The 11,948-nt window shown below is 67.1% G+C and carries 10 protein-coding genes; 5 read left to right on the plus strand and 5 right to left on the minus strand.

What is annotated here, in order from left to right:
* A complete protein-coding gene (locus ACZ5IQ_RS04035; protein WP_212813001.1) occupies positions 1–546 on the minus strand; it encodes a chorismate mutase in 546 nt (181 codons plus the stop codon).
* Positions 547–606: 60 nt separating this feature from the next.
* On the opposite strand from ACZ5IQ_RS04035, the gene ACZ5IQ_RS04040 reads away from it, so the two are divergent.
* The gene (locus tag ACZ5IQ_RS04040; protein ID WP_212812999.1) at positions 607–1,356 is read left to right on the plus strand and encodes an SDR family oxidoreductase; all 750 of its coding nucleotides are present in this window, start codon (positions 607–609) and stop codon (positions 1,354–1,356) included.
* A gap of 52 nt (positions 1,357–1,408) precedes the next feature.
* On the opposite strand, the gene pgi is transcribed toward ACZ5IQ_RS04040, so the two are convergent.
* Positions 1,409–3,073: a glucose-6-phosphate isomerase gene (gene pgi / locus ACZ5IQ_RS04045; protein WP_212812997.1), complete on the minus strand. Its 1,665-nt coding sequence runs from the start codon at positions 3,071–3,073 to the stop codon at positions 1,409–1,411.
* 50 nt (positions 3,074–3,123) lie between these two features.
* Between pgi and ACZ5IQ_RS04050 the strand changes: the two genes are divergently transcribed.
* Positions 3,124–4,560, plus strand: coding sequence for an NAD-dependent succinate-semialdehyde dehydrogenase (locus ACZ5IQ_RS04050; protein WP_212812995.1), 1,437 nt, complete (start codon positions 3,124–3,126; stop codon positions 4,558–4,560).
* A gap of 248 nt (positions 4,561–4,808) precedes the next feature.
* Here ACZ5IQ_RS04050 and ACZ5IQ_RS04055 read toward each other — a convergent pair whose 3' ends face one another.
* Entirely contained in the window at positions 4,809–5,102 is a 294-nt protein-coding gene (locus ACZ5IQ_RS04055) for a chorismate mutase (RefSeq protein ID WP_212812993.1), read from the minus strand.
* A gap of 232 nt (positions 5,103–5,334) precedes the next feature.
* On the opposite strand from ACZ5IQ_RS04055, the gene pcrA reads away from it, so the two are divergent.
* On the plus strand, positions 5,335–7,674 hold the full coding sequence (gene pcrA / locus ACZ5IQ_RS04060; RefSeq protein WP_073694320.1) for a DNA helicase PcrA: 2,340 nt from the start codon (positions 5,335–5,337) through the stop codon (positions 7,672–7,674).
* A 66-nt stretch (positions 7,675–7,740) separates the two neighbouring features.
* Here pcrA and ACZ5IQ_RS04065 read toward each other — a convergent pair whose 3' ends face one another.
* Together ACZ5IQ_RS04065 and ACZ5IQ_RS04070 are read right to left on the minus strand one after the other, a co-directional pair.
* The gene (locus ACZ5IQ_RS04065) at positions 7,741–8,472 is read right to left on the minus strand and encodes a hypothetical protein (protein WP_371824515.1); all 732 of its coding nucleotides are present in this window, start codon (positions 8,470–8,472) and stop codon (positions 7,741–7,743) included.
* A gap of 3 nt (positions 8,473–8,475) precedes the next feature.
* Complete coding sequence (locus ACZ5IQ_RS04070) at positions 8,476–9,570, minus strand: M23 family metallopeptidase (protein ID WP_133426604.1); 1,095 nt, start codon at positions 9,568–9,570, stop codon at positions 8,476–8,478.
* A gap of 269 nt (positions 9,571–9,839) precedes the next feature.
* Here ACZ5IQ_RS04070 and sucC point away from each other — a divergent pair, with 269 nt between their 5' ends.
* Together sucC and sucD are read left to right on the plus strand one after the other, a co-directional pair.
* Positions 9,840–11,003: an ADP-forming succinate--CoA ligase subunit beta gene (sucC, locus tag ACZ5IQ_RS04075; RefSeq protein ID WP_060999384.1), complete on the plus strand. Its 1,164-nt coding sequence runs from the start codon at positions 9,840–9,842 to the stop codon at positions 11,001–11,003.
* A 15-nt stretch (positions 11,004–11,018) separates the two neighbouring features.
* On the plus strand, positions 11,019–11,921 hold the full coding sequence (gene sucD, locus ACZ5IQ_RS04080; RefSeq protein ID WP_020099021.1) for a succinate--CoA ligase subunit alpha: 903 nt from the start codon (positions 11,019–11,021) through the stop codon (positions 11,919–11,921).
* The last annotated feature ends 27 nt before the right edge of the window (positions 11,922–11,948 follow it).

Here is an 11,948-nt window from a genome sequence, read left to right on the forward strand (position 1 = left end):
TCAGTTGCAGTAGTTCCTGGTCGCTGCTGTGAGCGCCTGCTGGTAGAGCGGGTCGAGGTGCTGGTTCGTCACCACCTGTGCTCGGGCGGCGTCGAGTGCGGCGGCGCAGCCCGGGCCGTGCAGGACTCCTCGTTGTGCCGCCAGCTCCGCGACCATGGTGCGATTGAAACCGTCTATCGCAGTGCGTGATTCGGACAGATCAGGTGCCGTCGTGGGAGCCGTCGCCGGATCGAACTTCCATTGGCTGAACCGCAGATACTCGATGCCCTCGGTGGCGTGAATCTGGTCGGTGAACACCTGCTGCACGAACACCGGGTCGGCGCCTGACGCGGTGGCCTGCGCGGCGACCGCTTTCAGCACCTGATCGACCCGCGCGGGATCCTCGATCGAGCCGCCCTTGAGCCACTTGACCGCGGCCACCGCGTCGGCGGTCTGCAGCCGCTGGGCGGCGGCGTCGACCAACCGAAACAGCGGATCGTCGTCGGCGTAGGCGAGGGGCGCCGACGTCATGCCCACGACGGCGACCAACAGGGCGGCGAGCTTCATACCTCGATCTTGCACCCGCGGCCTTTCTTGACACGTGTCGAGTTGGTTACGCTGCAGGGCATGACTCGGCAGAAGATTCTCATCACCGGAGCGAGCTCGGGCCTGGGCGCCGGTATGGCCCGGCAGTTCGCCGCCAAGGGCCGCGACCTGGCACTGTGTGCCCGCCGGCTGGACAACCTCGAAGAACTCAAGGCCGAACTGACGGCGCAGTATCCCGGCGTGACCGTCGCCATCGCGGCGCTGGACGTCAACGACCACGATCAGGTGCCCAAGGTTTTCGAGGACCTGTCCGACCAACTCGGCGGCATCGACTGCGTCATCGTCAACGCCGGAATCGGCAAGGGCTACCCGCTCGGTGGCGGCAAGTTGTGGGCCAACAAGGCGACCATCGAGACGAATCTCGTTGCGGCGCTGGTGCAGATCGAGACGGCGCTCGAGATGTTCAAGGCCGCGGGGCGGGGCCACCTGGTGCTGGTGTCGTCGGTGCTCGGCAACGTCGGCGTGCCCGGGCACAAGGCGGCCTACGCCGCGAGCAAGGCCGGCGTCACGTCGCTCGGTGAGTCGCTGCGCGCCGAGTATCCGTCCGGTCCGATCAAGGTCACCGTTCTGGAGCCCGGCTACATCGAGTCCGAGATGACCGCCAAATCCAACTCCACCATGCTCATGGTCGACAACGAGACCGGCGTGAAGGCCATGGTCGAAGCCATCGAGAACGAGAAGGGCCGCGCCGTCGTCCCCGGCTGGCCGTGGTGGCCGCTGGTCGAGGTGATGAAGCTGATGCCGCCGCGCTTCACCAAGTACTTCGCCTGAGCGATTTGTGCACGATTTTCCGCGCCGGCCGCGGAAAATCGTGCACAAATCCCTAGGAAACGCGGCCGCGTTCGGCGCGGTAGCGACGCACCAGGGCATCGGTCGAGCTGTCGGACTGTGGGGCCGGCGCGGCCTCGGACGTGATGACCGGCAGCAGGGCCTTGGCCTGGGTCTTGCCGAGTTCGACGCCCCACTGATCGAACGAGTCGATGCCCCAGATGACGCCTTCGGTGAAGACCTGGTGCTCGTACAGCGCGATCAGCTGACCGACCACCGACGGCGTCAGCTTGGTCGCCAAAATCGAAGTGGTGGGCCGGTTTCCGGGCATCACCTTGTGGGGGACGACGTCGGCCGGCGTACCTTCGGCGGCGATCTCTTCGGCGGTCTTGCCGAAGGCGAGCACCTGAGTCTGGGCGAAGAAGTTGCTCATCAGCAGGTCGTGCATGCTGCCGGTGCCGTCGGCGGTGGGCAGATCGTCGGTCGGCTCGCTGAAGCCGATGAAGTCCGCCGGCACGAGCCGGGTGCCCTGGTGCAGTAGTTGGTAGAAGGCGTGCTGGCCGTTGGTTCCCGGCTCGCCCCAGAAGATTTCGCCGGTGTCGGTGCTCACCGGCGTGCCATCGGCACGGACCGACTTGCCATTGGACTCCATGGTCAGCTGCTGCAGGTAGGCGGCGAACCGGGCCATGTCATTGGAGTAGGGGAGCACCGCACGCGCTTGTGCGCCAAAGAAATCCGAGTACCACAGGCCGATGAGCCCGAGCAGCGCCGGCGCGTTCGCCTCCAGCGGCGCGGTGCGGAAGTGCTCGTCGACCAGATGGAAGCCGGCCAGGAATTCGCCGAACCGTTCCTTCCCGATGACGGCCATCACCGAGAGCCCGATGGCGCTGTCCACCGAGTAGCGGCCGCCGACCCAGTCCCAGAAACCGAACATGTTCGCGGTGTCGATGCCGAACTCGGACACCAGTTTTGCGTTGGTCGACACCGCGACGAAGTGCTTGGCGACAGCGTCATCACCGAGCGCGGCGACGAGCCAGCGCCGGGCGGCAGTGGCGTTCGTCAGCGTCTCCAACGTCGAGAACGTCTTGGAGGCGACGATGAAAAGCGTTGTGGCAGGGTCGAGTCCGTCGAGCTTGGCCACCAGGTCGGCCGGGTCGACGTTCGACACGAACCGCGCCGTGATGCCCGCATCGGCGTAGTGGCGCAGGGCCTGGTCCACCATGACCGGGCCCAGATCGGAGCCACCGATACCGATGTTGACGACGGTCGTGATGCGCTGACCGGTGGCTCCGGTCCACTCACCACTGCGCAGCCGGTCGGTGAAGGTGCCCATCTCATCGAGCACGGAGTGCACGTCGGCGACGACGTCCTGGCCGTCGACCACCAGCGAGGCGCCGCGCGGCAGCCGCAGCGCGGTGTGCAGCACGGCGCGGTCCTCGGAGGTGTTGATGTGCTCACCGGCGAACATGGCGTCGCGCCGCTCCTCCAGGCCGGCCGCGCGGGCCAGATCGAGCAGCAGCGCACGGGTTTCCCTGGTCACGCGGTGCTTACTGTAGTCGATGTACAGGTCGCCGACGGTCAGCGTCAGCTCGCGGCCGCGGTCCGGATCGTCGGCGAACAGCTCGCGCAGCGTGGTCGCCTCGACCGCGGCATGGTGCGCGGTGAGCGCCTCCCAGGCTGAGGTGGTCGTGATGTCGGCAGCGGGAGTCTGATCAGCCATGCCTCAAACCCTAGTGTGACGTAGGAAACGCCGCCGTACATGATGGGTGTATGGACATCGCCGCGCTGTTGTCGTCTGTCCCAACTGGCCTCTGGATCGGCGGTGAGGAGCGCGCCGGTCAATCCACGTTCGAAGTGCTCAACCCCGCTACCGAGGATGTCATCGCCCGCGTCGCCGACGCCGCGCAGCAGGACGGCATCGCCGCACTCGACGCCGCGGCGGCCGTCGAAAAGGAGTGGGCGGCAACCCCGCCCCGTGAGCGCGGCGAAATCCTGCGGTCGGTGTTCGAGACCATCACCGCCCGCGCCGAGGATCTCGCCACGCTGATGACGCTCGAGATGGGCAAGGTGCTCGCCGAGAGCCGCGGCGAGGTCAAGTACGGCGCCGAGTTCTTCCGCTGGTTCGCCGAAGAGGCCGTCCGCATCGGCGGCCGCTACACCCCCAGCCCGGCAGGTACCGGGCGCATCGTCGTCACCAAGTCGCCCGTCGGCCCGTGCTACGCGGTGACACCGTGGAACTTCCCGCTGGCCATGGGCACCCGCAAGATCGGCCCGGCCCTGGCGGCCGGCTGCACCATGGTGGTCAAGCCCGCCGCCGAAACCCCGCTGACCATGTTGCTGATGGCCGACGCCGGGCTGCCCAAGGGCGTGCTGTCCGTGCTGCCGACCACCAGTCCGGGTGAACTGACCGCCGCGCTGATCAACGACGGCCGGCTGCGCAAGCTGACCTTCACCGGGTCGACGGGCGTCGGCCGGGCGCTGGTGCAGCAGGGCGGCGAGAAGCTGCTGCGCATGTCGATGGAACTCGGCGGCAACGCGCCGTTCGTGGTGTTCGACGACGCCGACGTCGATGCCGCCGTCGACGGCGCGATCCTCGCCAAGATGCGCAACGGCGGCGAGGCCTGTACGGCGGCCAACCGCTTCCACGTCGCCAACGCGGTGCGGCAGGAGTTCACCACGAAGCTGGTGCAGCGGATGAGCGAGTTCACGCTCGGCAACGGTCTGGACGAGAACGCGACGCTCGGCCCGCTGATCAACGCCAAGCAGCTCGGCACCGTCACCGACCTGGTGTCCGACGCGGTGTCGCGCGGCGCGACCGTCGCCGTCGGCGGCACGGCCCCGGGCGGTCCGGGCTACTTCTATCCCGCGACGGTCCTGGCGGACGTCCCTGCCGATGCCCGCATCCTGCGGGAGGAGGTGTTCGGGCCCGTCGCTCCCGTGACGGGATTCGACACCGAGGACGAGGCGATCGCCGCGGCCAACGACACCGAGTACGGTCTGGCGGCCTACATCTACACGCAATCGCTCGACCGGGCGCTGCGGGTGTCCGAGGCGCTGGAGTCCGGCATGGTCGGCGTCAACCGGGGTGTCATCTCGGACCCGGCGGCGCCGTTCGGCGGGGTGAAGTCGTCAGGCTTCGGCCGCGAAGGCGGCACCGAAGGTATCGAGGAATACCTCGACACCAAGTACATCGCCCTGACTCCCTGACGCCCCTCACCCTTGGCGCGAGCGGCCGTGTCTGTACGCAACACGCCGTGGTTGCTTGTACAAATGGGGCCGCTCACCGGCCGCGAGGGTGCGCAAAGCACACACCGAAGTCGGTGTGTCGCCGTACAGACACGGCCGCTCACCAGGCGCCAACGTGCGCAAAGCACACACCGAAGTCGGTGTGTCGCCGTACAGACACGGCCGCTCGCGGGAAGTTTGGTGCGGGAAGTTTGGTCAGTGAGCGGAGGTCAGTGGCCGAGGCGGCCGCGGCCGAGACGCAGCAGCAGCATGGCGAGGTCTTTGCCCTCGGGGCCCAGCTCGCTGTAGCGCTCGATGACCTTCATCTCGCGGCTGTGCACCAGCCGGGTGCCGCCGGAGGCCATGCGGGCCTTGCCGATCATCTTGGAGACCTCGGTGCGACGGGCGACGGCCGCCAGGATGGTGGCGTCCAGCTCGTCGATCTCCAGGCGGAGCTCGTCGATGTTGGGGAGTTCAGTTTCGGTCGACATGGTGTCCTCGCTGTTGGTGGATTCTGGTGTCATCCGAATTCAGGCCTCACACAACAAACGAGCCCCGGATCCGGATGCGGACCACGGGGCTGAAGGGAAGCAGCTAAACCCCGGGTACCGGCGTCCGGTACCCGTAGAAAAATCGCTGCTGCGCATTGAGCACGTTCCGAGTGTGCCATCCCGGCCGGTGCCAGCGCAAAGAGGCGACCGAAGCGACCGGGGAAATGCGTGGCTTGTCGCACCCCGGCGGTAAGTTTGAGCTGATATGACGAGCACAGCCCCCGACATCGATCAGCTTCTGGACGGCCTCAACCCGCAGCAGCGTGCAGCGGTTCTGCACGAGGGTTCGCCGCTGCTGATCGTGGCCGGCGCCGGCTCGGGCAAAACCGCGGTGCTGACCCGGCGCATCGCCTACCTGCTGGCCAACCGCGACGTCGGCGTCGGCCAGATCCTGGCCATCACGTTCACCAACAAGGCCGCCGCCGAGATGCGTGAGCGCGTCGTCCAGTTGATCGGCCCCCGCGCCAAGTCCATGTGGGTGTCGACGTTCCACTCCACCTGCGTCCGCATCCTCCGGAACCAGGCCTCGCTGCTCCCGGGGCTCAACTCCAACTTCTCCATCTACGACGCCGACGACTCGCGCCGGTTGTTGATGATGGTGGGCAAGGACCTGGGCCTCGACGTCAAGCGGTACTCGCCGCGCATGCTCGCGACCGCGATCTCGAACCTGAAGAACGAACTGATCGACCCGCTGCAGGCGGCGTCGGAGGCGTCGGAGGCCGACGAGGACCTGCCGAAGATCGTCGCCGAGGTCTACGGCGAATACCAGCGCCGGCTGCGGGCCGCGAACGCCATGGACTTCGACGACCTGATCGGCGAGACGGTCGCTGTGCTGCAGAGCTTTCCGCAGATCGCGCAGTACTACCGGCGGCGCTTCCGGCACATCCTGGTCGACGAGTACCAGGACACCAACCACGCCCAGTACGTGCTGGTGCGCGAGCTCGTCGGGCACCACGCGCCCGAAGGCGCCGATGACGTCCCGCCCGCCGAACTGTGCGTCGTGGGTGACGCCGACCAGTCCATCTACGCGTTCCGCGGCGCGACGATCCGCAACATCGAGGATTTCGAGCGCGACTTCCCGAATGCGAAAACCATTCTGCTGGAACAGAATTACCGTTCCACGCAGAACATCCTGTCGGCCGCCAACGGGGTCATCAGCCGCAACGCCGGACGCCGCGACAAGAAGCTGTGGACCGACGCCGGCGAGGGCGAGCTGATCGTCGGCTACGTTGCCGACAACGAACACGACGAGGCCCGGTTCATCGCCGAGGAGATCGACACGCTGACCACCAAGGGCAGCGGTATCGACACCAAGTACAGCTATGGCGACATCGCGGTGTTCTACCGCACCAACAACTCGTCGCGGTCCGTGGAGGACATCTTCATCCGGGCCGGCATCCCGTACAAAGTCGTCGGGGGCATGCGCTTCTACGAGCGCAAGGAGATTCGCGACATCGTCGCGTACCTGCGGGTGCTGGACAACCCGGGCGACGCGGTGAGCCTGCGGCGCATCCTCAACACCCCCCGCCGCGGCATCGGTGACCGCGCCGAAGCCTGCGTGGCGGTGTACGCGGAGAACACCGGCGCCAGCTTCAGTGACGCGCTGCAGGCAGCCGCCGAGGGCCGGGTGCCGATGCTGAACTCCCGCTCGGAGAAGGCGATCGCCAGTTTCGTCGAGCTCATGGACAGCCTGCGCGGCGGGCTCGACGGCGAGCTGGGTGACCTGGTCGAGACGGTGCTGGACCGCACGGGCTACCGCCGCGAGCTGGAAGCGTCCAGCGACCCGCAGGACCAGGCGCGGCTCGACAACCTGAACGAATTGGTCAGCGTCGCACACGAATTCAGCACCGACCTGGCCAACGCGCAGGCTTTGCAGGAAGAGGAACTGGACGAGGACGTCCCCGACACCGGAGCGCTGGCCGCGTTCCTGGAACGGGTCTCGCTGGTGGCGGACGCCGACGAAATCCCCGAGGACGGCGACGGCGTCGTCACGATGATGACGCTGCACACCGCCAAAGGCCTCGAATTCCCCGTGGTTTTCGTGACCGGCTGGGAAGACGGCATGTTCCCGCACATGCGCGCCCTCGGCGACCCGACCGAACTGTCCGAGGAACGCCGGCTGGCGTACGTCGGCATCACCCGGGCCCGCCAGCGGCTGTACCTCAGCCGCGCCAAGGTGCGCTCGTCGTGGGGGCAGCCCATGCTCAACCCGGAATCGCGCTTTCTGCAGGAGATTCCGCAGGAGCTGATCGACTGGCGTCGCGTCGAGCCGCCACCATCGCTGTCGGCGCCGCGGGGTTACGGGTCCGGGGGATCGGGTGGTGGTCTCGGTGGTGGACGGCCGTCGCCCATGCGGCCGGCGCCGAACCGCAACAAGCCGCTGGTGGTGCTCTCACCGGGTGACCGTGTCACGCACGACAAGTACGGCCTGGGCCGCGTCGAAGAGGTCAGTGGTGTCGGCGAATCGGCCATGTCGCTCATCGACTTCGGCAGCTCCGGCCGGGTCAAACTGATGCACAACCACGCTCCGGTACAGAAGCTTTAGCGTCGGCGCGCGCGAAACTCGGACGGTGCGATCTCGCTGATTTTTAGCCGGATTCGCTTCGGCGCGTCAGGTTTTGGTGCACCAGCGGCCGGTAACGGGCAGCATCGCGAGCACCATGCTGGCGACCGGCAGCACCGGGATGCCGTAGACGATCGGCGGCAGTTTGGCCCCGGCGACGAACAAACTGGCGAAGATCACCAGCGTCACCAAGGCGCCGACCACCACCACGACCCGGCCCGTGCGGCGCCGCAGCAGGACGGCGATCTGCCCGCCGATGGTGGCGCCGCAGCCGACGGCGGCGAGGAAGCCGATGGCGACGCAGAACAGCGGATCGGTGCGCCACCACCCGGCGATCAGTGAAGTGGCGATGACGGCCGTCGCCCAGCCACTCAAGATGCACGCCGTGGCAGTGGCGCAGGCGGCGAACGGCCCGGGCGGCGGCTTCGGTGTCGGCGTCGGAGCCGACTCGGGAGCCGCTGCCGGAGCGGGGCCCGAGGCCGGGATGAACGTGGTCGCGGGGGCATCCTCGGCCCGGATCAGGCCGGTCGCGGGCTCGGCGGAAATGAGACCGGTCGCGGGCTCGATGACACTCGTTTGAGGAGCGTCGACGACGGGTATCGAACCAGTGGGTGTGCGGCGGATGATGCTGGTGGGCGGTGCGTCGGTGACGGGAAAGGCTCCCGTCGGCGCGCGCCGGATCAACCCCGTTCTGGGTTCGTCGTCAGAGTGACGTCCGAAAGATTGGGTGGGGTCGGACGAATGCGTCTGGGCTGGCCCGTCGGCGTTGTTGTCCGTCACGGATCAGCCGACGTAGTTACCCGGGCTCAGGCCACGCTGTGCCAGCCACGGCACGGGGTCGATGCGCTGGCTGCCGCCCATGAGCACCTCGAAGTGGCAGTGCGGGCCGGTCGAGTTGCCGCGGTTGCCGATGGTGGCGATCTGGTCGCCGGCGAAAACCCGCTGGCCGACCGAGACGACCCAGGTGTTGACGTGGCCGTACAGCGTGACGGTCCCGTCCGAGTGACGGACCTTGACCCACGCGCCGTAACCAGCGGTCGGGCCTGCGGCCACGACGACGCCGTCGGAGACGGCGACGATCGGCGTACCGATCGGGCCGGCGATGTCGATACCGCCGTGCAACGCGCCCCAGCGGTAACCGAAGCCGGAGGTGAACACGCCCTTGGTCGGCATCACGAACAGCGGGCGGGCCAGCCGGGCTTCGCGCTCGGCGCGTTCCTGCGCGAACGCCGCGCCGTTGGCGAGTTCCTGGGCGTGCACCGCGCCGGACGCGGCGGCGGGTTCGACGTTGACGATCTGGATGCCGTCCGAGGATCCGGTCGACCCGTCCGCGCGGACGACCTGGTCGGCGGCCAGCTTCGTGCTGGTCGGCTGGTCGGCGCTGGTCATCATCGAGTACCCGGCGGCGGCGGTGGCGCCGACGGCCATGGCGGCGGCGACCAGGCGGCCCTTCACGCCGTTGACGGGCTCAGGCTTGCGGTGGGTGCCACGGCTCGCGCGCAGATCGATGACGTCCGTGTCGTCGAGACCGTTGCTGGTATCGGTGTGGCTGTCGCGGTAGGCGCTCGCGGAGAGGCGCTGCGCGCCCTCGGGCTGCCGGAATTCGGCCGGAACAGTCAGCGTCAGGGGAGTCTCGTCGTCGGTGTCGTTCAGATCGTCGAGCTCGGGGGCGGCGTTGACGCGGGAATCGCGGTCGAACGCGCTCTCGGAGAGGTCCAGATCGTGCAGGTCACCGAACTCGTTGAACGGGATGATGTCGGTCACTTCAGCAGGGCTCACAGCGCGGGATAGCTTGATGGTGGTGCGGGCAGCGTTCTCGGTGTTGCCGGCGTTCGTCGCCTCTCCGAGGGGAGTTACCGACGAATCGTGCTCAGCCAACCGAAAATTCCTTTGCTCCGTGACCGTACCGTTACCGAGACCGCCCATGACGGTACTGAAAATCAGAACCGATTGGCAACCTATAGATGTCATTGGCCGGGAACTGTGATTTGCCTCACTGGTTGCTCTCAGGTGAGATGTACCACATGGGTAGTAGGCGGTGCTGGCTACTCATTAGTACGTGGCTAAAGTGCCGAGCGAGCCAGTGCGGCCCAATGCTGAAGTGAATTCAACCGTCAACGCAGACAGAACGGGATTTCTCAGAGCTCATGGATCTCTTCGAGTACCAGGCGAAAGAGCTGTTCGCCAAGCACAACGTCCCTACTACACCGGGCCGGGTCACCGAGTCCGCCGATGACGCCAAGGCGATCGCCGAAGAGATCGGCAAGCCCGTCATGATCAAGGCGCAGGTCAAGGTCGGTGGCCGTGGCAAGGCCGGTGGCGTGAAGTACGCCGCCACCCCGGAGGACGCCCTCACGCACGCGCAGAACATCCTCGGTCTGGACATCAAGGGCCACATCGTCAAGAAGTTGCTCGTCGCAGAGGCCAGCGACATCGCGGAGGAGTACTACATCTCCTTCCTGCTCGATCGCGCCAACCGCACCTACCTGGCCATGTGCTCTGTCGAGGGCGGCATGGAGATCGAAGAGGTCGCCGCCACCAAGCCGGAGCGTCTCGCCAAGGTTCCCGTCGACGCCGTCAAGGGTGTTGACCTGGCCTTCGCCCGCGAGATCGCCGAGAAGGGCCACCTGCCCGCCGAGGTGCTCGACGCCGCGGCCGTGACCATCCAGAAGCTGTGGGAGGTCTTCGTCGCCGAGGACGCCACCCTGGTCGAGGTCAACCCGCTGGTTCGCACCCCCGACGACCAGATCCTCGCCCTCGACGGCAAGGTCACCCTGGACGCCAACGCCGACTTCCGTCAGCCCGGCCACGCCGAGTTCGAGGACAAGGAAGCCACCGACCCGCTCGAGCTCAAGGCCAAGGAGCACGACCTCAACTACGTCAAGCTCGACGGCGCCGTCGGCATCATCGGTAACGGTGCCGGCCTGGTCATGTCGACTCTGGACGTCGTCGCGTACGCCGGCGAGAACCACGGCGGCGTGAAGCCCGCCAACTTCCTGGACATCGGTGGTGGCGCCTCGGCCGAGGTGATGGCCGCCGGTCTGGACGTCATCCTGGGCGACAGCCAGGTCAAGAGCGTCTTCGTCAACGTCTTCGGTGGCATCACCGCGTGTGACGCCGTCGCCAACGGCATCGTCAAGGCCCTGGAAATGCTGGGCGACGAGGCCAACAAGCCGCTGGTCGTCCGTCTCGACGGCAACAACGTCGAAGAGGGCCGCCGCATCCTGGCCGAGGCCAACCACCCGCTGGTGATCCAGGCCGAGACCATGGACTCCGGTGCCGACAAAGCCGCCGAGCTGGCGAACAAGTAAGGGAGCCAACAACTTATGTCTATCTTCCTGAACAAGGATTCCAAGGTCATCGTCCAGGGCATCACCGGCGGTGAGGGCACCAAGCACACCAAGCTGATGCTGAAGGCCGGCACCCAGGTCGTCGGTGGCGTCAACGCCCGCAAGGCCGGCACCAAGGTCTCGCACGTCGACAAGGACGGCAACGACATCGAGCTGCCCGTGTTCGCCACGGTGGCCGAGGCCATGAAGGAGACCGGCGCCGACGTGTCGATCGCCTTCGTGCCGCCGGCCTTCTCGAAGGACGCCATCATCGAGGCCATCGACGCCGAGATCCCGCTGCTGGTTGTCATCACCGAGGGCATCCCGGTGCAGGACAGCGCCTACGCGTGGGCCTACAACGTCGAGAAGGGTCAGAAGACCCGCATCATCGGCCCCAACTGCCCGGGCATCATCACCCCCGGTGAGGCGCTGGTCGGCATCACGCCGAACAACATCACCGGCAAGGGCCCGATCGGTCTGGTCTCCAAGTCCGGCACCCTGACCTACCAGATGATGTACGAGCTGCGTGACTTCGGCTTCTCGACCGCCATCGGCATCGGCGGCGACCCGGTCATCGGCACCACCCACATCGACGCCATCGAGGCGTTCGAGAAGGACCCCGAGACCAAGGTCATCGTGATGATCGGCGAGATCGGTGGCGACGCCGAAGAGCGTGCCGCCGACTACATCAAGGCCAACGTCACCAAGCCGGTCGTCGGCTACGTCGCGGGCTTCACCGCTCCGGAGGGCAAGACCATGGGCCACGCCGGCGCCATCGTCTCGGGCTCGTCGGGCACCGCCGCCGCCAAGCAGGAAGCCCTCGAGGCTGCCGGCGTGAAGGTCGGCAAGACCCCGTCGGCCACCGCTGCACTGGCTCGCGAGATCCTGCAGTCGCTGTAATTTCTTTCTGCGCAACAGGCCCCCACC

The sequence above is a fragment of the Mycobacterium toneyamaense genome, assembly GCF_055384815.1.

Bases quoted from the DNA above. Each gene is read 5' to 3' on its own strand.
- ACZ5IQ_RS04035 (WP_212813001.1), bottom strand. From the start codon at position 546: ATGAAGCTCGCCGCCCTGTTGGTCGCCGTCGTGGGCATGACGTCGGCG.
- ACZ5IQ_RS04040 (WP_212812999.1), top strand. From the start codon at position 607: ATGACTCGGCAGAAGATTCTCATCACCGGAGCGAGCTCGGGCCTGGGC.
- pgi (WP_212812997.1), bottom strand. From the start codon at position 3,073: ATGGCTGATCAGACTCCCGCTGCCGACATCACGACCACCTCAGCCTGG.
- ACZ5IQ_RS04050 (WP_212812995.1), top strand. From the start codon at position 3,124: ATGGACATCGCCGCGCTGTTGTCGTCTGTCCCAACTGGCCTCTGGATC.
- ACZ5IQ_RS04055 (WP_212812993.1), bottom strand. From the start codon at position 5,102: ATGACACCAGAATCCACCAACAGCGAGGACACCATGTCGACCGAAACT.
- pcrA (WP_073694320.1), top strand. From the start codon at position 5,335: ATGACGAGCACAGCCCCCGACATCGATCAGCTTCTGGACGGCCTCAAC.
- sucC (WP_060999384.1), top strand. From the start codon at position 9,840: ATGGATCTCTTCGAGTACCAGGCGAAAGAGCTGTTCGCCAAGCACAAC.
- sucD (WP_020099021.1), top strand. From the start codon at position 11,019: ATGTCTATCTTCCTGAACAAGGATTCCAAGGTCATCGTCCAGGGCATC.